The organism is Undibacterium hunanense (genome assembly GCF_014284335.1).
Classification (GTDB): domain Bacteria; phylum Pseudomonadota; class Gammaproteobacteria; order Burkholderiales; family Burkholderiaceae_D; genus Undibacterium; species Undibacterium hunanense.
In genome coordinates, this window is record NZ_JACOGF010000006.1 from 283,866 (window position 1) to 308,770 (window position 24,905).

27 protein-coding genes are annotated in these 24,905 nt (G+C 52.8%); 18 read left to right on the forward strand and 9 right to left on the reverse strand.

The features are described 5' to 3' along the window. Nucleotides 1-25: 25 nt before the first annotated feature. Nucleotides 26-946 carry a tyrosine recombinase XerC gene (gene xerC, locus H8L32_RS14105; RefSeq protein ID WP_186947870.1) on the forward strand — a complete coding sequence of 307 codons (921 nt, stop codon included), beginning with the start codon at nt 26-28 and terminating at the stop codon, nt 944-946. 23 nt (nt 947-969) lie between these two features. Here xerC and H8L32_RS14110 read toward each other — a convergent pair whose 3' ends face one another. Next, a complete protein-coding gene (locus H8L32_RS14110) occupies nt 970-2,040 on the reverse strand; it encodes an OmpA family protein (protein WP_186947871.1) in 1,071 nt (356 codons plus the stop codon). A 163-nt stretch (nt 2,041-2,203) separates the two neighbouring features. After that, a complete protein-coding gene (locus H8L32_RS14115) occupies nt 2,204-4,171 on the reverse strand; it encodes a PhoX family protein (protein WP_186947872.1) in 1,968 nt (655 codons plus the stop codon). A gap of 481 nt (nt 4,172-4,652) precedes the next feature. Here H8L32_RS14115 and H8L32_RS14120 point away from each other — a divergent pair, with 481 nt between their 5' ends. The 11 genes from H8L32_RS14120 (at nt 4,653) to H8L32_RS14170 (ending at nt 14,671) form a co-directional block, all read left to right on the forward strand. Beyond that, nucleotides 4,653-5,183 (forward strand): Fur family transcriptional regulator, encoded by a 531-nt coding sequence (locus H8L32_RS14120; protein WP_186947873.1) that lies wholly within the window; start codon nt 4,653-4,655, stop codon nt 5,181-5,183. Nucleotides 5,184-5,248: 65 nt separating this feature from the next. Beyond that, nucleotides 5,249-6,328 carry a CobW family GTP-binding protein gene (locus tag H8L32_RS14125; protein ID WP_186947874.1) on the forward strand — a complete coding sequence of 360 codons (1,080 nt, stop codon included), beginning with the start codon at nt 5,249-5,251 and terminating at the stop codon, nt 6,326-6,328. A gap of 205 nt (nt 6,329-6,533) precedes the next feature. Continuing rightward, on the forward strand, nt 6,534-6,938 hold the full coding sequence (dksA, locus tag H8L32_RS14130; RefSeq protein ID WP_186947951.1) for an RNA polymerase-binding protein DksA: 405 nt from the start codon (nt 6,534-6,536) through the stop codon (nt 6,936-6,938). A gap of 302 nt (nt 6,939-7,240) precedes the next feature. Next, entirely contained in the window at nt 7,241-7,642 is a 402-nt protein-coding gene (locus H8L32_RS14135; RefSeq protein WP_186947875.1) for a hypothetical protein, read from the forward strand. 109 nt (nt 7,643-7,751) lie between these two features. Then, nucleotides 7,752-9,758: a TonB-dependent receptor gene (locus H8L32_RS14140; protein ID WP_186947876.1), complete on the forward strand. Its 2,007-nt coding sequence runs from the start codon at nt 7,752-7,754 to the stop codon at nt 9,756-9,758. A 294-nt stretch (nt 9,759-10,052) separates the two neighbouring features. Continuing rightward, nucleotides 10,053-11,453 (forward strand): STAS domain-containing protein, encoded by a 1,401-nt coding sequence (locus tag H8L32_RS14145; RefSeq protein ID WP_186947877.1) that lies wholly within the window; start codon nt 10,053-10,055, stop codon nt 11,451-11,453. Between the two features lie 224 nt (nt 11,454-11,677). Then, on the forward strand, nt 11,678-12,214 hold the full coding sequence (gene hslV / locus H8L32_RS14150) for an ATP-dependent protease subunit HslV (RefSeq protein WP_162043733.1): 537 nt from the start codon (nt 11,678-11,680) through the stop codon (nt 12,212-12,214). Nucleotides 12,215-12,227: 13 nt separating this feature from the next. Beyond that, nucleotides 12,228-13,565, forward strand: a complete 1,338-nt coding sequence (gene hslU / locus H8L32_RS14155) for an ATP-dependent protease ATPase subunit HslU (RefSeq protein ID WP_186947878.1) — start codon at nt 12,228-12,230, stop codon at nt 13,563-13,565. A gap of 29 nt (nt 13,566-13,594) precedes the next feature. Then, on the forward strand, nt 13,595-13,771 hold the full coding sequence (locus tag H8L32_RS14160; protein ID WP_186947879.1) for a hypothetical protein: 177 nt from the start codon (nt 13,595-13,597) through the stop codon (nt 13,769-13,771). A 23-nt stretch (nt 13,772-13,794) separates the two neighbouring features. After that, nucleotides 13,795-14,304 carry a GAF domain-containing protein gene (locus H8L32_RS14165; RefSeq protein ID WP_186947880.1) on the forward strand — a complete coding sequence of 170 codons (510 nt, stop codon included), beginning with the start codon at nt 13,795-13,797 and terminating at the stop codon, nt 14,302-14,304. 154 nt (nt 14,305-14,458) lie between these two features. Then, nucleotides 14,459-14,671: a hypothetical protein gene (locus tag H8L32_RS14170; protein ID WP_186947881.1), complete on the forward strand. Its 213-nt coding sequence runs from the start codon at nt 14,459-14,461 to the stop codon at nt 14,669-14,671. Nucleotides 14,672-14,695: 24 nt separating this feature from the next. On the opposite strand, the gene H8L32_RS14175 is transcribed toward H8L32_RS14170, so the two are convergent. From H8L32_RS14175 to H8L32_RS14195, 5 genes are all read right to left on the reverse strand, one after another. Continuing rightward, entirely contained in the window at nt 14,696-15,694 is a 999-nt protein-coding gene (locus H8L32_RS14175; RefSeq protein ID WP_186947882.1) for an NAD(P)H-dependent glycerol-3-phosphate dehydrogenase, read from the reverse strand. 129 nt (nt 15,695-15,823) lie between these two features. Further along, nucleotides 15,824-16,273 (reverse strand): SH3 domain-containing protein, encoded by a 450-nt coding sequence (locus H8L32_RS14180; protein ID WP_186947883.1) that lies wholly within the window; start codon nt 16,271-16,273, stop codon nt 15,824-15,826. 51 nt (nt 16,274-16,324) lie between these two features. Further along, a complete protein-coding gene (gene secB / locus H8L32_RS14185) occupies nt 16,325-16,801 on the reverse strand; it encodes a protein-export chaperone SecB (RefSeq protein ID WP_186947884.1) in 477 nt (158 codons plus the stop codon). A gap of 164 nt (nt 16,802-16,965) precedes the next feature. Continuing rightward, complete coding sequence (gene grxC / locus H8L32_RS14190) at nt 16,966-17,232, reverse strand: glutaredoxin 3 (RefSeq protein ID WP_186947885.1); 267 nt, start codon at nt 17,230-17,232, stop codon at nt 16,966-16,968. Between the two features lie 13 nt (nt 17,233-17,245). Next, nucleotides 17,246-17,647: a rhodanese-like domain-containing protein gene (locus H8L32_RS14195; RefSeq protein ID WP_186947886.1), complete on the reverse strand. Its 402-nt coding sequence runs from the start codon at nt 17,645-17,647 to the stop codon at nt 17,246-17,248. A gap of 126 nt (nt 17,648-17,773) precedes the next feature. Here H8L32_RS14195 and gpmA point away from each other — a divergent pair, with 126 nt between their 5' ends. The 6 genes from gpmA to H8L32_RS14225 all read left to right on the forward strand — a co-directional run bounded on the left by gpmA (nt 17,774) and on the right by H8L32_RS14225 (nt 23,810). Beyond that, entirely contained in the window at nt 17,774-18,520 is a 747-nt protein-coding gene (gene gpmA, locus H8L32_RS14200; RefSeq protein ID WP_186947887.1) for a 2,3-diphosphoglycerate-dependent phosphoglycerate mutase, read from the forward strand. Nucleotides 18,521-18,527: 7 nt separating this feature from the next. Then, nucleotides 18,528-19,874 (forward strand): murein hydrolase activator EnvC family protein, encoded by a 1,347-nt coding sequence (locus H8L32_RS14205; RefSeq protein WP_230412206.1) that lies wholly within the window; start codon nt 18,528-18,530, stop codon nt 19,872-19,874. A 14-nt stretch (nt 19,875-19,888) separates the two neighbouring features. Next, entirely contained in the window at nt 19,889-21,433 is a 1,545-nt protein-coding gene (locus tag H8L32_RS14210; protein WP_186947888.1) for a S41 family peptidase, read from the forward strand. Nucleotides 21,434-21,475: 42 nt separating this feature from the next. Continuing rightward, a complete protein-coding gene (locus tag H8L32_RS14215; protein ID WP_186947889.1) occupies nt 21,476-22,234 on the forward strand; it encodes a HesA/MoeB/ThiF family protein in 759 nt (252 codons plus the stop codon). 64 nt (nt 22,235-22,298) lie between these two features. Next, nucleotides 22,299-22,946, forward strand: coding sequence for a glutathione S-transferase family protein (locus H8L32_RS14220; protein ID WP_186947890.1), 648 nt, complete (start codon nt 22,299-22,301; stop codon nt 22,944-22,946). Nucleotides 22,947-23,000: 54 nt separating this feature from the next. After that, complete coding sequence (locus H8L32_RS14225) at nt 23,001-23,810, forward strand: spermine/spermidine synthase domain-containing protein (RefSeq protein ID WP_329605186.1); 810 nt, start codon at nt 23,001-23,003, stop codon at nt 23,808-23,810. 79 nt (nt 23,811-23,889) lie between these two features. Here H8L32_RS14225 and H8L32_RS27580 read toward each other — a convergent pair whose 3' ends face one another. Together H8L32_RS27580 and H8L32_RS14240 are read right to left on the reverse strand one after the other, a co-directional pair. Then, complete coding sequence (locus H8L32_RS27580; RefSeq protein ID WP_222619353.1) at nt 23,890-24,393, reverse strand: SHOCT domain-containing protein; 504 nt, start codon at nt 24,391-24,393, stop codon at nt 23,890-23,892. A 101-nt stretch (nt 24,394-24,494) separates the two neighbouring features. After that, nucleotides 24,495-24,899: a VOC family protein gene (locus tag H8L32_RS14240; RefSeq protein WP_186947891.1), complete on the reverse strand. Its 405-nt coding sequence runs from the start codon at nt 24,897-24,899 to the stop codon at nt 24,495-24,497. Between the last annotated feature and the right edge of the window lie 6 nt (nt 24,900-24,905).

The following is a 24,905-nucleotide window of genomic DNA, read 5'->3' on the forward strand; positions in this document are numbered from 1 at the left end:
TACCGGGCTGTTGCAGGAGGTCCGCATGACGACACAAGATCAGTACCTGGCCAGCTATCTGGAGGTCTTGCGTAGTCAGAGGCAATTGTCCCAGCACACGCTGGACAGTTATCTGCTGGATCTGCGCGAGCTCATCAAACTGGCCGGGCAACAAGATCTGGCCAGTCTGAACACCCATCACATACGTCGTTTTGCTGCGCAAATGCATGCCAGTGGACAAAATGCCCGCAGCATTGCACGCAAGCTGTCGAGCTGGCGCGGCTTTTATCGCTGGCTGACCGAAGAGCAGGACCTGGCAGCCAATCCGGTCGAAGGGGTACGCGCACCCAAGAAAAACAAGCCGCTGCCAAAAGCATTGGGGGCCGATGATGCAGTCAGGCTGGTTGATCAGAAAGGCAGTGATCAGCCCACATCCCGCGCCAATCGGGCCATGTTTGAACTGCTGTATTCCAGTGGTTTGCGCGTGTCAGAACTGGCCAGCCTCGACATAGCTGCTATTCATGAAAGTGGCTATAGTTCAGCTGGCTATGTCGATATGGTGGAGGGCGAAGTGCATGTCACCGGCAAGGGTGGCAAGCCACGCATCGTTCCAGTCGGCAAACCCGCACTGGCAGCACTGGCAGACTGGCTGGCCGTACGTCCCACGCTGGTCAAACTGGACCAGCATCCGCTGTTCCTGAGCGAACGCGGCACCCGCATTTCTACCCGCCTGATACAACTGCGCCTGAAAGCGCATGCACAAAGCCTGGACATCCCGGCCAATGTGCATCCGCATATGTTGCGCCATTCGTTTGCCTCACATGTGCTGCAATCGTCTGGCGACCTGCGTGCGGTACAAGAAATGCTGGGCCACAGCTCCATCGCCGCCACCCAGGTGTACACGTCTCTGGACTTTCAGCATCTGGCCAAGGTGTATGACCAGACACATCCCAGAGCTAAAAAATAAAACGCTGTCAGCTTAATTAAGGCTTAGCGCAACACCATTTCCACACGCCGGTTCTTGGCGCGACCTGCGTCTGCGGCATTGGAGGCACGTGGTGCCAGCGGCCCCACACCCTTGGCAATCAAACGGGCATCGGCAACGCCATAGGCTTTGAGTGCATCCACCACAGCCTGGGCACGCTTGCCAGATAAAGTCATGTTGTAGTCGAGCACACCCTGGGTGTCGGTATGACCAACGATGTAGACGGCAGCAGTATTGGCTTTCAGGTATTTCGCCATTTCATCCAGTTGCGGTTTGGATTCTGGTTTGATGACGGCTTTGTCGGTATCAAAATACAGACCATAAAAACTGACTGTGCCATTCGCTGCCAACTCCTTGCTGATGGCGTCAGCATCGACGGTAACGATATTCTGTTCCATGGCTTTGGGTTCCAGTACCTCCACCAGAACCGCAACACGGTCACTCATGCTGTCGGTGATGTCACCCATGGTGCCGCCAGAATTCAGCGCGGCATAGACGCCGACATAGGTGGCTGCCGCGCCCGTGCCTTTTTGCAGCAGGGCGTAGCGCAAATCCTTGGCGCCATCAAATACCGCCTGCACAAAACGATTGCGATTGACGTCATAACCTTCGCCCTGTACATGGGTGCGCTTTTCATTCCAGTTGTATTTCAGGCTTTTGAACGAAGGGCCGCAACTGTCGTTATCACATTGAAAGACCGGTTTGAAACCCTTGCTGTTCAAACTGTCAGTGAAATTGCGAAACACTTCCAGCGACGAACGCCCTTTCGGCACCATATATACAGTGCGGGTCAGCGTGCCTTCTGCTTTTTGCACTTTGGAAAATTTTTTGCTGCTACTGTAATCCGGCTCGGTCGCCGGTCCTGCCGGAAAAGCAATTTCGTCAAATGCCTTTTGCGTCTGCAACAATATGCTGGATCCCTGGTAACGCCCGGTCAACGGATGATCCTTGGCATTCGGTGCGTCAGTAGTCAGCACTTTTTCATACGCCGGGTTGCTGGCAGCGAAGACCGCCTGGCTGGCCAGCATGATCAGCGTAGCCACCATGAGCAGGGAGGATTTGAGCGCAGTGTGCATGATGTTCAAGACTCCTTGAAAATGACGATTTTTACAATAAATTGCTAATGTAGCACAAGATTTTTCAATAGCCCCAATTCCAACACTTGCTTACAAAATTGCCTGGAAAAAGAAAAAAGCAGCGATTAGCTGCTTTTTTCTCACACCCACACCAGTTTGGTGTTTAGCCTTTGGCCAGCTTCAGGCTGCTGACATCAGCGGTCAGGTAACCTACCGCAGACGCAAAGCGGTCTTTGTAGTTGGCGCGTACCAGTGGGTCCAGCGTAGGCTTGACGATAGCGTGGATACCCAGCCAGTCGCCAGCGTGCTGGAAATTGCTGGTGATATAGGTCCAGCCATTCAGGTCGTCAACCACAGACAGGCCAGTCGCTTCAGCACCGGAAGGCATGGAAGCCACGCGTGACAGTTTCTTGGTGTCGACGTTGTACGCCCACAGGAAGTTATTCACGTGATAGCTGCTGTCTTCACCGATGAACAGCGTACGCAGTTTTTCTGAGAATTTCAGATTATCCGGCGCACCGATCTTGTCCGGATTTGCCAGGTTACCCAGTGCATCAGCGGTAATATCTTCACCAATCAGCAAGGTTTTGGTGACAGTTGGTACCCAGTCACTATTGATGGCAGTACCGGCAGTATCTTTCTGACCGCCAGCCAGTGTATGGGCCAGGACAGCACCGGCATTCACGGCTTTTTCCAGCGTCACGCCAAAGGCTTCGTTCCAGGCGGCGTTGCCACGCACCATGGAACTTTGCATGTTTTGCAGGGCAGAATAGGCGACCTTGTCTTTGGCATTGACTGTCGTACCTTCCAGTTTGGTCAGTGCCATGCTGCCGCCCATGTAGGCTGCGTAGCGATGGGTTTCCAGAAAGGCCGCGGCTTTTTCCATGCCTGGCTTGATCTTGATCCACTGGATCTTGCCGCTGTAATAAATCTTGGTGAAGCTGGCGTCTTTAGGATCGGCAGTTGCCACTTCCATGATGTCGGCTGGCTTCAAGGTGTTTGCCAGGTTTTCGATTTCGGCGCTGGTGGCAGAACCGAGTTTGATCCAGGTCAGTGGCGCACCGGCAGCAGCCGGATCAATAGAGAAACCGGCACCGATTTTGGCGACATACAGGGAACCGGAAGACAGGTCTTTTTCTTTGTCAGCAACGAAAATGAAAATCGCACCATTCGTCGCATCATCACCCATCAATGCGGTACGGTTGTCAGGCATGACTTGTACCAGCTCATGCGACAGACGGCCCATACAGTAATGTTTTTTCGCTGTACCGGTACCGTCAGGGTTGACAGTGATTTCCGGCATGTGACCGTAGTGGTAAGGATTGGCCTTGTTTTCATCACCAAACAGATTCGTGCTGTAGGCTTTGAACTGTGTATTGGTAGAAATCGTGAAAGCATCCGGCTCGTATTCTTCGCTGGACAGATGGGTGCCCCATGGTGACAGGCTGGCACCACAGGTAATCCACAGGCCATTGACCTTGGACATATCAACATTGTGGTATTTCACCAGACTCAGCTTGCCTGTGGCCTGGTCTTGATCCAGTGTCAGGACAGCGATAGGGGAAGGCAGTTTGCCGTACATGTCGGTCGTACCGTCTTGCGCCCAGGTGGTGTATTCAAACTGCACTACCGCAAATACGGCCTTGCCTTTGATACCGGTCACGGTAGGATTGGCCACTGACAGCAGCGATGTACCATCCGGGGAATCAGAGAAGAACTGGCGCTCTTTGCCTGGTACTGTTTTATCGATGATAGGCTTGTTATTGATATCGTAGTAGCCGCCAGCCAGGATAGTGCCGCCGCTGCCATTTGGTACCAGGTCACCTGTCAGGAAGAACGCCTGATAAGCGAGTTTATAGATCTGCGAGCTGTTGTCGCTGAAATTGACGCTCAGGGTCGAACCTACTGTTGTGGTCGCCATGGCAGCCGCATTGGCCAGCGATGGTGCAGGCATGGCAGTGAAATCAGCGCCGATAAAATTCGCAACGACCGGTGCAGGCGTCGCAGCAGTAGAGCTGCCACCGCAGGCAGACAACAAAGATGCCGTGGACATTGCACCCAGTGGCAGCAAAGGCGCGCCAGCGAGGAATTTAAGTGCCTGACGGCGACCGAGTTGAGGTTGATCTGACATGATTTGCATTCCAATTAGTTGATATCAACAAAAAGAGTCACATGGAAACCGGTGGATCACCAGTTGCACCTGTGCCGTTTAAGACCTGCTGCAACGTGCCTCCTTTTTGCAGTCCCGTCCGTGGTCCAGGAAAACAAACGGTTTTCGTTTGCAGCAGCACCCCCTGTAAAAACCGCGTTACAAGTAAGGGTAAGTTCGGGCAGGAGTATAAGAAGTGAATGTGACAGGCAAGTGAATCGCCAGCATTTTCATGAAGACTTACGCAAAACGGCCCAACTGCGTCGCAGCACCTTGCTGTAACAATTTTGCGTAAGTCCTATTCATAAAATCAGCAAGGATCAAAAACAGAAACCCCGCTTTTTTGCCTAAAGGAACTGAATAAAGGCTTTTGCAACTGAATTGCATTTTCAGGCATAATGTCAGCTATGACCGGCCTACACCTGACGTTGCCGGTAAATCACCGATACACTGATGATCACTTATGAAAACCGTGCGCATATCCCCCGCATCACGCCCGCCAGCCACAGCGCCAGCCCCTGGCAGGGAAGGCAATGCCGGTAACCTGCTGCGCCAGGCCGGTGTGCGCGTCACCGATGCACGCCTGAATGTCTTGTCCGAACTCTTGCTCAGTCAGCGCGCCCTGTCTCATCTCGAGATACAGGACGCCATGCCGGCAATGGACAGGGTCACCCTGTACCGTGCACTGGATTGCCTGACCGATGCCGGTCTGGCCCACAAGATATCCGGCGATGACCGCGTGTTTCGCTACAGCACCGGCAATGACGGCGTCCACGGTCACGACCATGGCAAGCATGAAGGCCATGTTCAGCATCAGCATGGCCATTTCAAATGCACGCGCTGCGCCCGGGTTTTTTGCCTGGATGAAGCACAGGCACCGGCTTCGTTACGCACGCAATTGCAGGCAACCCTGCAATCCACACTGGGACCCGGCTTTCAAAGCCATGATGTGGAACTGACCATCAAGGGCTGGTGCGCTGATTGCGCCAGGTAAATCGGGCTTGCCAGTTTCAGAAGGCTGAGACGACACCGTCAAACACACTGTTTTAGAGAAAAATCATGGCATTAATTCCTACCACCATCCTCACCGGTTTTCTGGGTGCGGGCAAAACCACCTTGCTGAACCGCATTCTGCAAGAAGATCATGGCCACAAGATCGCTGTCATCGAAAACGAATTTGGCCAGGAAAATATCGACAATGAAATCCTGGTGCAGGACAGCAATGAACAGATAGTGGAAATGAACAATGGCTGCATCTGCTGCACCGTACGTGGTGACCTGATCGTTGCCCTGAGCAAGCTGATACAGCAAAAAAATGAAGGCAAGCTGCATTTTGACCGCGTCATCATCGAAACCACAGGCCTTGCAAACCCCGGCCCGGTAGCACAGACTTTCTTCGTCGATGAAGAAGTGGGTACCTACTATATGCTTGATGCAGTGGTGACTGTGGTGGATGCCCGCCATGCCATGCAACAGCTGGACGAACATGAAGAAGCCCAGCGCCAGGTTGGTTTCGCCGACAAGATACTGCTGTCCAAAACCGATCTGGCCGATGCCGGACAGGTAGCCGCACTACGCACCCGACTGACGCGCATGAATCCACGCGCGCCCATCACAGCCGTTGATTTCGGCAAAGTAGCAATCAGTGAAGTGCTGGACCTGAAAGGCTTCAACCTGAATGCCAAGCTGGACCTGGACCCCGATTTCCTGCGCGCCGAAGAAGATGAACATGCGCACGAACACGCACATGATGATTGCGACGACCACTGCACGCATGAGCACCATGATAATGATCACCACCATGAACACGGTGCCCATAACCATCATCATGGCCATCATTCCGACGACATCGCCGCCTTTGTTTTCAAGAGTACCCGTCCTTTCAATACCGGCCAGCTGGATGAATTCCTGGGAGGACTGGTACAGGTGTTCGGCCCGCGTATGCTGCGTTATAAAGGCGTCTTGCTGATGGAAGGTGCAGACCGCAAGGTGATTTTCCAGGGAGTGCACCAAATCATGGGCACCGATATTGGTGCCAAATGGGGAGAAAACGAATTGCGCGAGAGCAAGATGGTGTTTATTGGCAAAAATCTACCTAAAGACATATTTATTCAAGGTTTGGAGCATTGTTTGGTATAAACTAGCGGGCTATTGAAGGCAGCTGTTGTCTGTCGTGCAAGTGGCGTTCATGCAAATGTCATTTACTTTATCAATAAGGGGAGGATAATTATCTGGAGCAAACATGTTTCAGATTTGTTCTATGTATTAACCCGTCGTATCGAAAGTAAGCGAAGTGGCAACTAAATCAACTAAATCGACTGCTACAGTCAGCGCCCCCGAAGCTCTGCTCACTGAGGAAGAAATCCTCAAGATGGGCGAGAAGGACTATATGAACGCTGCACAACTGGCATTTTTCAAGGCCCGTTTGCAGCAGCTTGAGAAGGATTTATTGAAGAACGCCGACGAAACCACCGAGCATCTTCGTGAAACCGTATTGGTACCAGACCCGGCAGACCGTGCCACGATAGAGGAAGAACATGCGCTGGAATTGCGCACCCGCGATCGTGAACGCAAACTGCTGAAGAAAGTACAGCAATCCATCAATAGCATTGATGAAGGCGATTACGGCTGGTGCGAAGAAACCGGTGAGCCGATAGGCATCCCACGTCTGCTGGCGCGCCCTACAGCGACCCTGTCCCTGGAAGCACAGCAAAGACGTGAAATGAAGCAAAAGCTGTACGGCGACTGAGCAAGATCTGGACTGACAGCACTTCTGAGTGCGATAGGCCTGCAGTTAAAAAGCGTGCGGCTAAAAGCGTGCAGTTAACCACTGCGCGCTTTTTTACGAAATGAGATGCAACAATGTTGCAGGCGTATGAACTTTTGTCGCTGAAACAACTCCAATGGCGGTAACGATGCCGTCAATAACTGCCCATTCGCAGCGCATCCAGACCAGAATGTCGGTTTTTTGCTACAATTTCCCAATTCTTTTTTGTTTTTTATTTTGGCTTCAAGCCTGATACCGATTAGCTTCAGATAACCCCCCACACCATGTTGCCGTCACTCACCTCAAGCAAGAACAACAGCAAGCGCTACTTGTTGTTATTTCTGCTGCCTGCGCTGTTATTCAGCCAATGGCTGGGGTTTGCGCATCGACTGTCACATGCGGGCTGGGCTGAAGGTAAGGCGCCAGTCGTCTTTAGCCAGCAGGCGGTCAATGCCTCCAGCCTGATCGACGGACTGTGGCCTAACAGCAAGGATGACAGCAGTACCCAGCATTCCTGCGCCCTGTACGATGCTGCCTGCGTCGCCGAATACCTGCACCTGTTGCCTGACCAGATTGTCCTGCTGGATGGGCACGCCCTGGTTTCAATCAATAACCGCAGCACCAGTTGGCAAGCCCTGCTGCGTGTAGCTTTCTCTTCCCGCGCCCCACCTTTCCTGTTTGCCTGAACCGTTTATCCGCCCTCCTTTGCCTTTGTGAAGGACGGGCCTGGCATCAATTCGTCCAGACCAGCCTAGCTGAAGTCGGACATTGCATCATTTGCAAACAGGAAATAATATGGCTTTTCAACGTACACTGATTACTACCGCAGTCATGGCACTGCTCGCCCAATTCAACCATGGTGCCCGGGCTGAAGGCTCGCCCATGACTACCGTCACGGTGACATCCAACCCCATCAGCAATGATGAAAACCTGCAGGTACTGACACCGGCCAAGATATTGTCCGGGCCAGAACTGAAGGCAAAAGTAGGCACTTCCCTGGGCGATACCCTGAGTGGCGAGCTGGGAGTATCGGCATCCGGCTTCGGTGCGGGTGCATCACGCCCCATCATCCGTGGTCTGGAAGGCCCGCGCGTCAAGATCCTGCAAAACGGCATGGGTGTGGCCGACGTCTCCAGCCTGTCGAATGACCATGCAGTCGCCAGCGAAAGTGCTACCGCGCAGCAGATTGAAGTCTTGCGCGGCCCTGCCGCTCTTCTGTATGGCAGCGGTGCCATTGGCGGCCTGGTGAATGTGGTGGATAACCGTATCCCTACCGTGCTCAACAAACAGACTACCGGCGAAGCCGAAGTGCGCATCGGTACCGTCAACCAGGAAAAGAGCCTGTCCTTTTCCGTCGATGGTTCCAGTGGTGTGGTTGGCCTGCATGCCGATGGCAGCAGCCGCGATACCAGCAACTATAAAATCCCGGGCAGCAGCGAATTGAATAATCCGGCCTCGGCCAGTGGCCGCCTGAATTCCAGCTTTACCCGCGAATCTACCCTGGCTGTGGGCGCATCCGTAATCCAGTCCTGGGGATATGTCGGTGCAGCGGTTCAGACACTGAATGACCACTACGGCATCCCGACGGCAGAACGCTCATTCATCGACCTGCGCCAGAACCGCTTCGATCTTGATGGTTTGCTGAATTCACCCATCAATGGCTTTGACAGTCTGAAATACAAATTCAGCGCCACCGACTATCAGCATACCGAAAAAGCCCAGGACGGCTCGCCGAATACTTACTTCAAAAATAAATCGATGGAAGGCCGCGTGGTGTTGTCGCATCCATCCTGGGCTGGCTGGCAAGGTAGCTGGGGACTGCAGACCGAACAGGTGAAGTTCTCTGCCCTGTCCGCCAGCAGTGGCCGTGCCGATACGGTACCGCCAACCACGTCCACTTCACTGGCCGCTTTCGTGGTAGAGCAAAAGCAGTTTGGTGATGTTGTCGCCAGCACCGGCGTACGGATGGAAAACGTCAACCGCAAACCGGATGCGGGCACCGGCCTGCCTTCGCGTGAGTTCAACCTGTTTTCCGCCTCCGCAGGCGGACTGTGGCAATTCGAAAAGGGTTACAGTGCTGGCCTCAGCCTGTCATGGGCGCAACGCGCACCGGCAACTGAAGAACTGTATTCAAACGGCCCGCATGAATCCACTGCAACATTTGACATAGGCAGTGTCAACATGAAGAAAGAAGTTTCACGCAATGTCGAACTCAGCCTGCAAAAAACCAGTGGCATCCTGCACTGGAAAGTGAATGCCTTCCTCAACAAGGTCAGCAACTATATCTACGGCCATACGGATGGCACCAAAGTGGATGAAGAGGGCATACCCGATGCCGATGCCGAATTTACCCGCCGCAACTGGTCACAGGCATCTGCCACCATCCGTGGCGGCGAAGCCGAAATCAGCTACAACCTGCTGGGCGAAGGCCCGTCAATACGTGCATTCGCAGACTATTCACGCGGCACCCTTGACAGCATGGGCAGCCTGCCCTTGCAACCGGCCACCCGTACCGGCGTGGATCTGGGCTATCGCGAAGGCAAATGGCGTGCTGGCCTGAATATCTTGCATGCACAACGGCAAGACCGGCTGGCCAGCTTTGAAAGTTTCGAGACACCGTCCTATACCAAGGTCGATGCCAGCCTGACCTATACCCATCCCTACCAGAACAGTCAGCTGACCTGGTTCCTGATGGCCAAGAACCTGCTGAACCAGGATATCCGCCTGTCTACATCGGTATTGCGGGAAAGTGTGCCGCAACCCGGCAGGAACGTTCTTGCGGGGCTGAGAGTCAGCTTCTAATGTTAAAAAGTCAGCTAAGAATTGCAAGAAAAATGTAAGCAGATGTAATTGCACATTTGGTTATCAATTCATAACCTGTAAGTATAGGAGGTGGTATCCACCTCCTATTTCATTAAAAAACCAGTCTAATCAGTTTGTTTTTGACGATCTTGCGTAGGATTTAAAAGAACATTTGAAAAAAAACTGGTTGGACCTGTTGAGCCCAGTCAACCATTCCATCGTAAATCAGAATATACTAAGCACTCGTCAAATTCGCTAGCGGGCGGTTAGCGTTTATTCTTATTCGGGAACAAAGTGGGGATTTTTTCTCTTTTCGGTAAAAAAGGTGTCAAGCAGGAAGATCGCTCCACCGAGAAATCTTCTTCTAGAAAGACGCGCTCCAAGAATGGTAATACCGTCATTGGCGGTTTCCAGGACAGTGAGGTATTTAGCAATTCCATCATTGCTCAGCGTCATATCGCCCGTGCTACCGAAAGAAAAATCGACGCCATCGAATTTGAAATGTCGCGTGACATAGTCAAGACCCGTCCGCCGACTGTCACCAAGACCGATCTGCTAAACCCGCCAGCCGAAGCACCTGTTTCGTCAAGAAAAGCCCCACCCGTAGAATTCCAGACAACGATGCCGTTGACCCTGCCTACCGATTATCTGCTTGGGCAGAATTCGGAAATGCCCGGGTCCGCCGTTGCGCATAGCGAATCCGTACCTTTGCTGGAAGAAGCAGCGATCCTGTTTGCCAGTGGCCAGGCCGAAGTCGCCGAACAAATGCTGGTGGCTGCAGTCCACCAGGAGCTGGGTGATGCCACCGAAATTGGCTGGCAAATGCTGTTTGACCTGTATCGCATCGGCAATGACCAGCACAAGTTTGAAAGCCTGTCGCTCGATTACGCCAATAAATTTGAAACCTCCCCACCTTTGTGGCCAGAGGTACTGAACAATACTGACCAGGATACCGATAACCGGGCCGACAACACCATGGCCAATATCAGCTTCCCGGCCAAACTGGATGCTGGCATAGTCAAGGTCCTGGAAAAAATCCAGAACGCCAGCGCCAAGAGCCGCAGCCTGCGTCTGGATTTTATACGCGTCAAGGAAGTCGACCCCATCGGTTGCGGCCTGCTATTGCGTGCATTCAAGAATCTGAAAAAATCCGGCCACGATCTGATATTGATTGGTGCCAAAGACCTGTCGGACAAAATCCGTGCGATTTTGCTGGTAGGTCGCCGTGACGAGACCGAAGCGCCATGGCTGCTCTTGCTGGAACTCTTGCAATTGCTGCATTTTGAACAGGCCTTCGAAGAAGTCAGTATGGATTACTGCATCACCTTCGAAGTATCGCCGCCGTCTTTTGAAGCGCCAAAAAACAATATCACCAGTTCCTTCCCGGAAATCAGTAATCAGGACGAAGCCGCCTCTGACAGCTTCCTCATGCCTAAAGTGGTAGAAGGCAAGACTGAATTCCTGCTGCAAGGCATCGCCGAGCAGGCAGAAAACCAGAATCCGCTGATACTCGATTGTTCACGCCTGGAACGGGTTGAGTTCGGTGCCTCGGCACAGTTGCTGAATGGCCTGGCCCCTATCGCCGGCAAAAACGGCATGAGCATACGCTTTGAAAACGTCAATTATCTGGTGATGATGCTGTTCCACGCCATGGGCCTGAAGAACATTGCCAGCATCATCGTCCGCAAACACTAAGCAGTTTCCATAATAGCAAGCGCTTAAGCTGAATGCCCTGTTCAGCTACGGGTTTGCCACGGGTTTGCCATAAGCTTGCCGTGGCTACAACACTTACTGTAGTGCTTGTAATTCTGCGAAAACACCCCATTTTCAAAAAAACGGGCAATCCAGCCCGGCATCCGCCTTCAGCCCATCTGGCCTGAGCATTTGCAGCAGGCGTAGCGAATATCAATGAGGTTCATATGGAACAATTTCACGGCACCACCATCCTGACAGTGCGACGCGGCAATCTGGTTGCCCTTGGCGGCGACGGTCAGGTCACCCTGGGCAATATCGTCATGAAGGGCACTGCCCGCAAGGTACGCAAGCTGTACCACAACAAGGTACTGGCAGGGTTTGCCGGCGGCACTGCCGATGCATTCACCCTGATCGAACGCTTTGAATCCAAGCTGGAAAAACACCAGGGCCACCTGATGCGTGCCTCGGTAGAACTGGCCAAAGACTGGCGTACCGACCGCATGCTGCGCCGCCTGGAAGCCATGCTGCTGGTCGCCGACAAGGATACGACCCTGGTCATCACCGGCAACGGCGACGTGCTGGAACCAAACCAGGGAATAGGCGCGATCGGCTCGGGCGGCACCTTTGCCCAGTCGGCAGCAATTGCCCTGTTTGAAAACACGGATCTGTCGCCAGTCGACATCGTCAAAAAATCACTGACTATTGCCGGCGAGTTGTGCATTTATACCAACTTGTCGCACACCATAGAAACACTGGAATAGATTGGAACAAGCAATGAACATGACCCCACAAGAGATCGTCTCTGAACTCGATAAACATGTAGTCGGCCAGTCAAAGGCCAAGCGTGCGGTTGCCATCGCCCTGCGTAACCGCTGGCGCCGTCAGCAGGTGCAGGAACCGCTGCGCCATGAAATCACGCCCAAGAACATCCTCATGATAGGCCCGACCGGTGTCGGCAAAACCGAAATCGCCCGTCGCCTGGCCAAACTGGCAGACGCTCCTTTCATCAAGATCGAAGCCACCAAGTTTACCGAAGTTGGTTATGTAGGCCGCGATGTTGATACCATCATCCGTGACCTGATCGACATAGGCATCAAGCAAACCCGTGAAAGCGCCACCCGCAAAGTGCGTGCCCGTGCCGAAGATGCGGCAGAAGACCGGGTACTCGACATCCTGCTGCCACCAGCACGCGATTTTGGCTTCCAGCCCAATGAAGCGGAAGCAGCACCAGCCGACAACACTACCCGCCAGACTTTCCGCAAGCGTCTGCGTGAAGGTGCGCTGGATGACAAGGAAATTGAAATCGAAGTGGCCGAAGGCGTAGCCCAGATGGAAATCATGGCACCGCCCGGCATGGAAGAAATGACCGAACAGATCAAGACCATGTTCTCGGGCATGGGCAGTGGCCGCAAGAAATCGCGCAAGCTGAAAATCAAGGAAGCAATGAAGCTGCTGATTGAAGAAGAAGCAGGCAAGCTGGTCAATGAAGAAGAGCTGAAGCAGGAAGCGATTCGCAATGTAGAACAAAACGGCATCGTCTTCCTCGATGAAATCGACAAGATCGCCTCACGTTCTGAAACTGGCGGCGCTGAAGTCTCACGCGCCGGCGTACAGCGTGATTTGCTGCCGCTGGTCGAAGGCACCACCGTCAATACCAAGTACGGCATGATCAAGACTGACCATATCCTGTTTATTGCGTCAGGTGCTTTCCACCTGGCCAAACCGTCTGATCTGATTCCGGAACTGCAAGGCCGTTTCCCTATCCGCGTGGAACTGGAATCCCTGTCCATCGCCGATTTTGAACGCATCCTGACCGGTACTGATGCCTGCCTGACACGCCAGTACCAGGCATTGCTGGCGACGGAAGAGGTACAGATAGACTTTACCCCTGAGGGTGTGGAAAGACTGGCCGGTATCGCTTATTCAGTCAATGAAACGACAGAAAATATCGGTGCCCGCCGTTTGTACACGGTCATGGAAAAATTGCTGGAAGAAATTTCTTTCGATGCCCACCAGAACAGTGGCAAGACTGTCACCATCGATGCTGCCTACGTCAATGAACGTCTGGAAGCCCTGTCGGTGAATGAAGACCTGTCACGCTACGTGCTGTAAATTTTTAACTGCTCAACCCGGGATTCAACATGGCAAACAAGGCGCTGGCAACACGACAACGCATGCAGTTCCGGGTTGAGCTTGCACAGGTACCGGCCAATCGCAGGCCGCAGCCAGTCAGGAAGACGCAACCCGGCTATCGTGGTCTGGCCATTAATACATCGACGTCTATTGTCAACACCACCGACAAGTCAGAAGACAAATAATCCCTTTAAAAAAGAGAAAACATATGTTTAACAGCCCAACTGCCAGCGACCAACCCGACTATTCCATGCTGTCACGCCAGCTTGCCAGCATACTGGAAAGCGAACGTAATCTGATTACCAATGCAGCACAATTTTCTGCCTTCATCTATAACAGCATCAGTGACCTCAACTGGGCCGGTTTTTATCTGTGCACAACGGCCAGTAAGCCGACGGCAGAATTCCCGCATGAACTTTTGCTCGGGCCTTTCCAGGGCAAGGTTGCCTGCACCCGCATCCCGTTCAATCGTGGAGTCTGCGGCACGGCAGCGGCGGAAAGACGTACGGTACTGGTGTCTGATGTGCATGCATTTCCTGGCCATATCGCTTGCGATTCGGCATCGAATTCCGAAATCGTCATCCCGCTGATCAAGGATGGAGAATTATTTGGTGTATTTGATATCGACAGCCCACGCCTGGACAGATTCAGTGCCGAAGACCAGCAGGGTCTGGAGCAACTGGTCGCTATTTTCATGGCTGCCAGCGATATCAGATAAGCTAGTTTTGGTCCGCCGCCCCGGGGCCAATTGTGACTGACGACAGACAAAGACCAAGTTTGACCTGGTCTTTTTTGTTAAGCTATGTCAAAAATCCGCTCTGTCCTGTATTGCCGTTCTACACTGAAATATCAGTGTTAGCAGGGATAGTCACATGTCAGGGAATCGTCGTCGGAAAATGCAACGCAAGCGCAAACTGCTCTTGCGCAGGCGTGACGTGCTGACCCGCTTCATGGTGGACCTGGGAATTCATTATCTGGAGATACTGGGGCTGGACAAGGCCATGGATTTCTTGCGCAAGCATCAGGTGCCGGATACGGTTATCAGCAGGGTGCTGCGTTTTCCGGAATACCGGCGAAAATATTAAATCGCCACCGCCAGGTATCTGCTTTTATTGGCTTTCCTGCTTGGCATCTCTGGCCAGCAAACGGCCCATCACCTGTTGTGCCGAAACGCCATCAAACAATACCCCGGCCACCGCTTCAGTGATGGGCATATCGATACTTAGCTCTCGTGCCAGCCCGCGCACCGCCTGGGCGCAACGCACGCCCTCGGCAACATGACCCAGTTCCTGCACGATATTCTCCAGTGACTTGCCCTGCGCCAGCGCCAGCCCTACCCTGCGGTTGCGTGACAGGTCACCGGTACAGGTCAGTATCAGATCCCCCACACCCGTCAATCCCATCAGGGTTTCAGCGCGGGCACCCAGGGCTACGCCCAGGCGGCTGATCTCAGCCAGGCCACGCGTGATCAGCGCCGCACGGGCGTTCAAACCCAGCCCCATGCCGTCAACAATGCCGGTGGCAATGGCCATGATATTTTTGACAGCACCACCAACTTCAACACCTGTCATGTCATCAGTGGAATACACACGCACGGCGTTTCCGTGCAAAGCCTGTACGACCAGCTGGCTCAGTTGAGAAGAGCTGGAGGCAATAGTCAGCGCACAAGGCAGGCCTTTGGCAACTTCCTGCGCAAAGGAAGGACCAGACAAGGCACCAAAAGCCACCTTGTCACCCAGCACGGCCTGCGCCACCTGATGCGGCAGCAACTGGCTATGCTCTTCAAAGCCCTTGCACAACCAGATGATATTAGTGGTCTGGTAAGGCAGACAGGACTCCAGGGTGGAACGCAAGCCGGACACCGATGTCGCTACCACCAGCAAATTATCCGGCCCGGCGGCATGTGCCAGGGCAGCAGAAAAATCTGCCGTCACTTGCAGGGCAGCAGGAAACGCAAAACCCGGCAAATAAGCCTGGTTCTGGCGTTCAGCCTGCATGGTGGCAATCGCCTGCTGATTCCGGCCCCACAGCAATACCTGGTTTTTTGCCGCAAACGCCATGGCCATGGCCGTACCCCATGCACCCGCTCCCAATACGCTGATATTCATGCTATCCCCTGACCACTCTGCAAAATTGGCATTTGTTTCATATCAAAAACAAACTGCTGAATTCCGGATGTAAAAAAAGGACAGCATGCTGTCCTCTGTCTTTGTTTCGGTGGCAAGTTCACCAAATGATTACAGACCCCAGACTTCATTTATTTTAACAAAGCCGATCTGACCATCCTTGTGCTTGACCTTGACCCAGCCGGCGCTGACCGGTTCGGCCATTTCCAGCAAGACATGCTTGTCCGCACTGAATACCAGGGCTGACGCATCGTCAGCAGCAGCACGTACTTTGGCATTGGCAACGCGAACCACCAGGCTGCGTCGTGTAATCAGATCCTTGGATTCAACCCAGCTCATGTCGCCGGCCATATCACGCACCTTGCTCCAGGCACCTGAGGTAAACACGACTTCAACTGGCATGCCACGCGGTGCCACATACAATTTGGCCCCTTTGGCCCCTGGTGCATCATACATGATGACCGGGGATGCGCCGACAGAACGAAACTCCAGCGCCTGGGCAGTACCACCCGCCGTCAGGGCAAGCAGGATCAAGGGCAGGGTCGTTATCAGGCGTCGCATGGGCTTCCTTCTTCAAACTGGCCCGGCTTTCACCGGACCAGACTGCTTCAATTACTGAATAGTTGCTGGTGCATCCGCTGTTGCACTATCTTGCTCAGCAGCAAGCGCCAGGCGTTGTGCGTAGAAAGCTTCGAAATTGATTTCGGACAGGTGGATAGGTGGGAAACCTGCACGTGTGATCGCATCCGCTACGTTGGAACGCAGGTAAGGGTAGACGATATTCGGGCAACCGATGCCCAGCAGTGGCTCGAGCTGGTCTTCAGGAATATTGCGTGCTTCGAAAATACCGGCTTGTTTGCCTTCAACCAGGAAAGCCACTTTTTCACCGATTTTTGCAGTCACGGTCACTGTTACTGTGGCTTCGTAGATGCCATCAGCCAGCTTTTCAGAGCCGACATCAACGGAAACTTCGATACCAGGGGCTTCCTGTTCCAGGAAAATAGCTGGGGAATTTGGCTGTTCAAGCGACAAATCTTTCAGATAAACGCGTTGAATTTGGAATACGGGCTGCAGATTTTCGTCAGACATGTGAAACTTTCTAATATTCTAAAAGATTAATTAATGAACAGCGAGACTGGCAGATAAGGTCATTTACAGCCATTTCAAGGTCGCGGCGCGCTATTGTAGCAAGTAGTCCGCAAAAACAGCAATTTACCTGAAAAAGCCGCAGAAAATCCGGTAATTTTCGCTTTTTAGCCCGCCGGATTCAGTAGCGGATCAAGCTTTCCTGCCCTGTCCAGTGCTGAAAGATCATCAAAACCACCTACATGGGTATCCCCTATGTATATCTGTGGCACGGTGCGGCGCCCGGTTTTCTGCATCATCGTCTCGCGTATTGAAGGGTCCAGATCGACACGGATTTTCTCTATGTCATCAATACCTTTGGATTTCAACAAACGCTCTGCCATCGTGCAATAAGGACAAACAGCCGTGCTATACATGACTACATGGGGTTTCATCATTTTCTCCTGCTTACTTTACTGTCGGCAAGCCCTGCGTTTTCCACGCATCCACACCGCCTTCAAGGCTTGTGACCTGTCCGAAACCAGCCTTGGTCAACAAGGCTGCTGCACTGGCTGAACGTACGCCGCGTGCGCAAACGGTAATTACCGCATTGTTTTTCGATTTTTCGATTTCCTTCAGGCGCTTGTCTAATTCTGCCAGAGGAATGTTTTTCGCGTTGGGCAGGTGTCCGGTGGCAAATTCTTCAGCATCACGAACGTCCAATACCAGGGTTTTTCCCTGATTCATCAATTGGGTGGCTTGTAATTGCGATACTTTGGCACCACGTTTCTGTAAAGCCGGAAACAACAGCGCGCCACCGGAAATGAGGGCGATACCAATCAAAAAGATATTATCAATAATGAATTTCACAGGTTTCCAGTAGTAAGAATGGTTATCAGAAGCGCGTCATTATAAAATAGATGCCGCAGATGCATACTAAATCACTTAGCTCACCTATTTCACCAATTTCACCTACCTCACGTTCTAGCACACTCTATGTACAAAATCGTTTTCATGCGCCACGGCGAATCTACCTGGAATCTGGACAACCGCTTTACCGGCTGGACAGATGTTGATCTGACTGAAAAAGGTGTCGCCGAAGCGACCCAGGCTGGCAAACTCCTGAAAGAAGCGGGCCTGAGCTTTGACCTGGCCTATACCTCGGTACTGAAACGTGCGATCCGTACACTGTGGGGTACGCTGGATGAAATGAACATGATGTGGCTGCCGGTCATCCATGACTGGCGTCTGAACGAACGCCATTACGGCGCATTGCAAGGCTTAAACAAGGCGGAAACCGCCGCCAAATATGGCGACGAGCAAGTGCTGGTATGGCGTCGCAGCTATGACACGCCACCTATGCCGCTGGATGAAAACGATGACCGTACCTCGTTCAATGACCCGCGTTATGCCGGCCTGGACCGCAGCCAGATCCCGCTGACCGAATGCCTGAAAGATACAGTAGCGCGCGTCATGCCGGCCTGGAATGACAGCATTGCACCCGCCATACGCAGCGGTAAACGTATCCTGATTTCCGCCCATGGCAACAGCCTGCGCGCCCTGATCAAGATGCTGGACGGTATCAGCGACGACGATATCGTCAACCTGAACATCCCCAACGGCCAACCACTGGTGTATGAACTGGATGCTGACCTGAAGCCGATCAGGCACTATTATCTGGGTGACCAGGCAGCCATTGCAGCAGCTTTGCAGGCTGTTGCCAGCCAGGGTAAATCCAAATAAGTATTTGATGCCACTTACACAGAAGTCGCTGAAACCCCTGCTGAGCATCATGCTGTGCCTGTCGATGACGGGCATGGCAAGCTCTGCCATGGCGGCCAGCAATACCCGTGCAGTACAGAAAAACAAGGCAGAAGCAGACCGCCTGGAATTGCAAAACCGCCTGAAGTCGCTAAAAAACGACATCAACAAGACAGAAACAGCCAAAGACAATGCCAGTGACGCCCTGGCAGAATCAGAAAAATCAATTTCCGAAGCCAATCGCTCACTGCGTGATTTGCAGACCGAGCAGAGCGAAACCGAAGGAAAAATCAAGCAATTGGCCGAAGAACAACAGCGTATTGCGGCCAAGGTTGAAAAACAAAAGAATCAGCTATCCAGTTTCCTGCGCCGCCAGTATATGCGCGGTGACAGTGACCGCATCAAGCTGCTGCTATCCGGCGACAACCCCAACCGCATCAATCGTGAATTGCAGTACATGAGTTATGTATCGCAAACCCAGGCCAAGATGATCGATGCCCTGCGCGTCAGCCTGAAAGCTGCAGAAAAAAATGCCGACGATGCGAGGGAAGCCAAAGCCGAACTCGATGAAATCGCCGATGAAGAAAAAAGCCACAAGTCGGCACTGGAAAAAGAGAAAAAACGCCATGCCACTTTATTAAGTCAATTGGCAGAAAAATTATATATACAAAAAAAACAGGCTGATAGCCTGGAAAAAGATGAACAAAGACTGGGCAATCTGGTCTCACAATTAAATAAACTGATTGAAGAGCAGGCCAAGGCGGATGCAGCCAGGGCAGCGCTGGAAGAAAAACAGCGCCAGGAAAGAATTGCCGCCGCACAGAAAGAACGCGCAAGACAGGCAGCACAGGGTAAGAAACCGGCAAAAATCACCAATCCGAATGCGATTGATGCCGATGAACCGCCAAGGCAGGCGAAGGCAGAAACACCGCCACCGGGCGAATTTGACAAGCTCAAAGGTCAGTTGCGCCTGCCGGTAAAAGGTGAAATTGTGGCCAAATATGGCAGCAAGCGCGCCGATGGGCCAAGCTGGAAAGGCATGTTCATCAAGGCCAGCGAGGGTGCAGAAATTAAATCCATCGCTCCCGGCAAGGTGATTTTTGCCGATTGGTGGAAAGGCTATGGCAATATGATCATCGTTGATCATGGTGGCCAGTACTGGAGTTTATATGGCAATAACCAGGCCGTATTGAAGCACGTGGGTGATATAGTAAAAGCAGGTGATGTAATTGCCAGCGCTGGAAACAGCGGCGGCATTGAAGAATCAGGTTTATACTTTGAAGTACGTCATCAGGGACGTACATTTGATCCGCTCAACTGGATCGTCGTTAAATAGGCTTTAGGTGAATCATGGGCAGCAAATTCAAGAATTTCGGTTTAATTGGCCTCGGCATGGTAGCGGGTGTAGCGGTTTCCATGCAGTTTTCCGCCGTAGCGCAAAAAACCACGGGCAATCCTTTACCGATAGAAGAATTGCGACAACTTACAGATGTCTTTGGTTTGATCAAATCGGATTATGTCGAACCGGTGGAAGACAACAAGCTCCTGACTGAAGCCATTACCGGCATGGTGGCGTCGCTGGATCCGCACTCTGCCTATCTGGACAAGAAAGCATTTAAAGAATTAAAAGAAGGTACGCAGGGCAAATTTGTCGGCCTGGGTATCGAAGTCGGCATGGAAGATGGCTATGTCAAAATCATCTCCCCTATCGAAGATTCACCGGCTTACCGTGCCGGCCTGAAACCGGGCGATCTGATTACCCGCCTGGATTCACTGCCAGTCAAGGGCCTGTCGCTGGACGAAGCCGTGAAAAAAATGCGCGGCGAACCCAATACCAAGATCACCCTGACTATCGCCCGCAAGAATGAAGACAAGCCTATCGTGGTCACCATCGTGCGCGAGCTTATCAAGCAGCAAAGCGTCAAGGCCAAGATCGTTGAACCTGGTTATGCATGGGTAAGAATTGCCCAGTTCCAGGAACCGACTGTCGAAGACATGGCAAAAAAAATCCAGACCCTGTATGCACAGGACCCGGCCATCAAGGGCCTGATTCTGGATTTGCGCAATGATCCGGGTGGTGTCCTGCCAGGTGCCATCGGTGTTTCTGCTGCCTTCCTGCCCAAGGATGTGCCGGTAGTTTCCACCAATGGCCAGTTGCCTGATTCCAAGGCAACCTTCTACGCAAGGCGCGAATTTTACTCGGGACGCACATTGAGCGACCCGCTGGCAAAACTGCCGGAAGCCATAAAAAATGTACCGATGGTCGTGTTGATCAATACTGGTTCGGCTTCTGCCTCTGAAATCGTGGCTGGTGCCCTGCAGGATTACAAACGTGCCACTATTCTGGGTACCCAGAGTTTTGGCAAGGGTTCGGTACAGACCATACGTCAGATTTCTGCCGATACCGCAGTCAAGCTGACCACTGCGCGTTACTACACACCGAATGGCCGTTCCATCCAGGCGAAAGGTATCGTGCCTGACCTGAACGTGGAAGAAACCGCCGATGGTGATGGTTTCAATGGCTTGCGTGCACGTGAAGCTGATTTGCAAAAACATCTGAGCAATGACAAGGAAAAAGAAGTCGCCCGTCCTAAAGTCGATGAAGCAGAAGAAGAGCAACGTCTGATCGCGCTGGCGAAAAAGAGCAAGCCGCTGGAATATGGTGGTGCAGAAGACTTCCAGCTGGCCCAGGCACTGAATCACCTGAAAGGCCTGCCAGTCAAAGTCACCGAAGCCAAAGTCGCTGACAAAGATGGTAAAGACAGCAAAGATGCCAAAGACACAGGCAAGGATGCTGAAAAAGCCGGCAAGTCTGATAAATCAGATAAAGCGGATAAAACCGAACACAAAACTGATCACAAGACAGATAGCAAAACCGACCCCAAGAAAAAATAAACCCTGACAAAAAGGCCGCACGCAGCGGCCTTTTTTACTACGATGAACGACCAGCAACTCTTACGCTATTCCCGCCACATCCTGCTGGACCAGATAGGCATAGAAGGTCAGCAGGAAATCACTGAAGCACGCGCCCTCATCATCGGTGCAGGCGGCCTTGGTTCTCCTGTGGCGCTGTACCTGGCAAGTGCAGGCGTTGGCAGTATCACCATCGTCGACAACGACAGTGTCGATCTGACCAATCTGCAGCGGCAAATCCTGCATACGACAGAACGGGTGGGCATGGCCAAGGTCAGCTCGGCCAGGCTCAGTCTGCAGGGTATCAATCCTGATATCCACATCATCGCCTTACAGGAAAGAGCAGAACAGGAACGCCTGGAAGAACTGGTCAGTCAGGCCAGTATCGTACTCGACTGCTGCGACAATTTTGCCACCCGCCATGCGGTCAATGCGGCCTGCGTCAAGCATGGTGTACCGCTGGTCTCGGGTGCTGCAATTGCCTTTGATGGCCAGATCAGTGTCTTTGACAGCCGTACCCCGGAATCGCCCTGTTATGCCTGCCTGTTCCCGCCAGATCAGGTGTTTGAAGAAGTGCTGTGCTCCAGCATGGGAGTGTTTGCACCGCTGGTTGGCATCATAGGCAGCACCCAGGCAGCAGAAGCACTCAAGCTCATCATGCACATCGGCAAGCCACTCAGCGGCCGCCTGTTGCTGCTGGATGCCCTGAACATGGAATGGACCAGCATAGGTATCAGCAAAACCCCCGGTTGCCCGGTATGCGGCCAGACTCACCACGCCTGAAGCTGCATATGCCCCATCTAGCCTTGGCACAGCACCCTCAACTCATTTCGCTTTGAAGGAAAACATGTACACACTGTATTACTGTCCTGGCACTGCCAGCATGATCGTCCATCTGACCCTGCTGGAAATCGGCGCAGAACATGAATTGAAACTGGTCGATGTAGAAAAGAACCAGCAAAAAGATCCGGCCTACCTGCGACTGAACCCCAACGGCGTGGTACCTACCCTGGTCTTCGATGACCGCCCATATCTGGAATCCGCAGCATTGCTGATGTTACTGTCCGAACGCCACCCGCAAGCCGGCCTGGTGCCTGCCGCCGGTAGCGTAGAACGTGACCAGTGGCGGCAATGGATCATGTACCTGAGCCACAGTCTGCAATCCGCGTTTCGTGCCTGGTTTTATCCGGCAGAACTGGGCTACGAAGAACACACGGCAGTCACCCGCCAGGCTTTGCAGAATCGCATCGCAGCCATCTGGGACAAACTGGATCAGCATCTGGAACAGAATGGCCCCTATCTGCTCGGCGACACTTTTTCTGGCGCAGACCTGTACCTGACCATGCTGATGCGCTGGTCACGCAATATGCCACGCCCGGCCACCGGCTGGCCAGCCCTGAATCGCCTGGCGCAGCTGATCATTGTCCGCCCCAGCTGGCAAAAGATGGTGGCCATCGAAGGCATTGATGTCTGGCCAAAAGTGAGCTCCAATTAAGTAAAAAAATAATTAAGTAAAAAATACAGTGAATAAGCCCAGTGAGTGTATTCAGTGACCAAATCCAGCAAAGCCCGTGAGCTGTATGCTCTCAACCAGGTGGCCATGCAGGTTCATATCGTCCATCCGGAAGTATCGATCACCGAATTTCGCGGTGTCCGCAACCTGCATCTGTCTTCCGAGGCGATACAGGGTGCCATGCGACTGGCGATGCCTGACCAGATCGAACTCGAATACGTACAGCAAATGATGATGTGGATGCTGTTCAGCGACGCGCCGCAGCATATCGTCCAACTAGGCCTGGGTGCCGCCTCACTGACCAAGTTTTGCTATCGCCAGTTTCCACAAACAAGGGTCACGGCAATAGAACTGAATCCGAATGTGATACAGGCCTGCCGTCAGGATTTCAAACTGCCACCCGATGATGAACGCCTGCAGGTGCTGGAAATGGATGCCATGCTGTATGTCAGCAATGAAAAAAATCATGCCAGTATCGATGTCCTGCAAATCGATCTGTATGACGCCGCAGCCGAAGCCCCCGCACTCGGCAGCCCCGCGTTTTACCGGGCCTGTGCAGACTGCCTGAAGGAAGATGGCATGCTGACCGTGAACCTGTTCGGCAATCCACAAAACTATGAAGCAAATTGCGCAGACAATATCGCCGCACTGGAAGCGGCCTTTGACGCCGTGGTCTGGCTACCGCTGGTTCACGATGCCAACACCGTCGCCATCGCTTTCAAGCGGGCACCCGTGGTTGATTTCGACGATCTGTATGAACGTGCCACCGCAATACGCCTCGCCAGCAAACTGCCTGCGGCGAAATGGGTGAATGGCTTGAAGGCGTGGATGGAAGAACAAAGCTGAACCAGCTCACAGGTGGTGCCGTTTCAGCTTGTGCACCGATTTGCCAGCCATTATGGCCGGCAAACTGGCGAACTGTCTGTCAGTTGGTATTCAGCAGTTTGGCTTTTTGCGTCTGGAATTCGGCCTCGGTAATGATGCCCTGTTTGCGCAGGCTGTCCAGCTTCAACAATTCAGAATAGACATCTTTGGATACAGGGGCCGCAGGAGCGACGGGAGCATCAAGCCTGCCGCGGTTGTCGTTCTTGATTTCGACCACGGTATCAGCATTCTTTTTCAACTTGGGACGGTTGAACTCGGCATCGTTGGCATTGAGGCACATGAACTGTACTTCAGCCTTGGGAAAATTACCGAAAATATAAGGTGGGCTGGCTTCCTGAGTGCTGACGACCTGGAAGGATTTACCCAGTTTTTCGCAATATTGCGTGGCTTCCTGGAAGGCTTCTGCCTTCAGCGTGCCCGAACCGGAAAATCCAGTCGCTGCCTGGCGCGACACCATATAGGTATCCTTACCTATCGACAGCACATTGGAATTGGATGCACAGGCCGTCAACAGCAGGGCGGCAGAACAAAGCAGGACTCTCATCTGGTCACTCGTCTAAAGTGGAAAATCATGATTATACGCAGGCTGCTATCCAAATTTTTCAGTCGCTTGAAAAAAATCAACACACTCAGCAGATCGTATTTTTATTTATCATCTTCTTGCGCATGGTGGCAGCAGACACACAGTTTATTACCATCTGGATCGCGAAAATAGGCACCATAATAATTCGGGTGGTAATGCGGACGCAGACCAGGTTCACCTTCATCGACAGCGCCGTGTGCCAAGGCAAGCGCGTGGCAGCGCCGGACCGCTTCACGCGATGGTGCCAGCAAGGCAATCATCTGACCATTCCCGGCGCTGGCAGGCTCACCATCAAATGGCTGGCCTATCACGAATAGCGGTCGGGGCTGATCAGGTGACATCCATCCAGCCCAGGGCTTTTTTGCATCGCTGAATTTCAGCACCAGTCCAAGCTCAGTCATCAGCGCCGAATAAAAACCGAACGCGACGTTAAAATCGCGGATACCTGTGAATATATGCGAAATCACGAACTA

Excerpts from the sequence above, each read along its gene's own strand:
- H8L32_RS14125 (WP_186947874.1), top strand. The coding sequence starts at position 5,249 with ATGGCATTAATTCCTACCACCATCCTCACCGGTTTTCTGGGTGCGGGC.
- grxC (WP_186947885.1), bottom strand. The coding sequence starts at position 17,232 with ATGAAACCCCATGTAGTCATGTATAGCACGGCTGTTTGTCCTTATTGC.
- gpmA (WP_186947887.1), top strand. The coding sequence starts at position 17,774 with ATGTACAAAATCGTTTTCATGCGCCACGGCGAATCTACCTGGAATCTG.
- H8L32_RS27580 (WP_222619353.1), bottom strand. The coding sequence starts at position 24,393 with ATGAGAGTCCTGCTTTGTTCTGCCGCCCTGCTGTTGACGGCCTGTGCA.
- H8L32_RS14180 (WP_186947883.1), bottom strand. The coding sequence starts at position 16,273 with ATGCGACGCCTGATAACGACCCTGCCCTTGATCCTGCTTGCCCTGACG.
- H8L32_RS14115 (WP_186947872.1), bottom strand. The coding sequence starts at position 4,171 with ATGTCAGATCAACCTCAACTCGGTCGCCGTCAGGCACTTAAATTCCTC.
- H8L32_RS14170 (WP_186947881.1), top strand. The coding sequence starts at position 14,459 with ATGTCAGGGAATCGTCGTCGGAAAATGCAACGCAAGCGCAAACTGCTC.
- hslU (WP_186947878.1), top strand. The coding sequence starts at position 12,228 with ATGAACATGACCCCACAAGAGATCGTCTCTGAACTCGATAAACATGTA.
- H8L32_RS14220 (WP_186947890.1), top strand. The coding sequence starts at position 22,299 with ATGTACACACTGTATTACTGTCCTGGCACTGCCAGCATGATCGTCCAT.
- hslV (WP_162043733.1), top strand. The coding sequence starts at position 11,678 with ATGGAACAATTTCACGGCACCACCATCCTGACAGTGCGACGCGGCAAT.
- H8L32_RS14110 (WP_186947871.1), bottom strand. The coding sequence starts at position 2,040 with ATGCACACTGCGCTCAAATCCTCCCTGCTCATGGTGGCTACGCTGATC.
- H8L32_RS14165 (WP_186947880.1), top strand. The coding sequence starts at position 13,795 with ATGTTTAACAGCCCAACTGCCAGCGACCAACCCGACTATTCCATGCTG.
- H8L32_RS14135 (WP_186947875.1), top strand. The coding sequence starts at position 7,241 with ATGTTGCCGTCACTCACCTCAAGCAAGAACAACAGCAAGCGCTACTTG.
- H8L32_RS14205 (WP_230412206.1), top strand. The coding sequence starts at position 18,528 with ATGCCACTTACACAGAAGTCGCTGAAACCCCTGCTGAGCATCATGCTG.
- H8L32_RS14210 (WP_186947888.1), top strand. The coding sequence starts at position 19,889 with ATGGGCAGCAAATTCAAGAATTTCGGTTTAATTGGCCTCGGCATGGTA.
- H8L32_RS14160 (WP_186947879.1), top strand. The coding sequence starts at position 13,595 with ATGGCAAACAAGGCGCTGGCAACACGACAACGCATGCAGTTCCGGGTT.
- H8L32_RS14120 (WP_186947873.1), top strand. The coding sequence starts at position 4,653 with ATGAAAACCGTGCGCATATCCCCCGCATCACGCCCGCCAGCCACAGCG.
- H8L32_RS14215 (WP_186947889.1), top strand. The coding sequence starts at position 21,476 with ATGAACGACCAGCAACTCTTACGCTATTCCCGCCACATCCTGCTGGAC.
- H8L32_RS14140 (WP_186947876.1), top strand. The coding sequence starts at position 7,752 with ATGGCTTTTCAACGTACACTGATTACTACCGCAGTCATGGCACTGCTC.
- secB (WP_186947884.1), bottom strand. The coding sequence starts at position 16,801 with ATGTCTGACGAAAATCTGCAGCCCGTATTCCAAATTCAACGCGTTTAT.
- xerC (WP_186947870.1), top strand. The coding sequence starts at position 26 with ATGACGACACAAGATCAGTACCTGGCCAGCTATCTGGAGGTCTTGCGT.
- H8L32_RS14175 (WP_186947882.1), bottom strand. The coding sequence starts at position 15,694 with ATGAATATCAGCGTATTGGGAGCGGGTGCATGGGGTACGGCCATGGCC.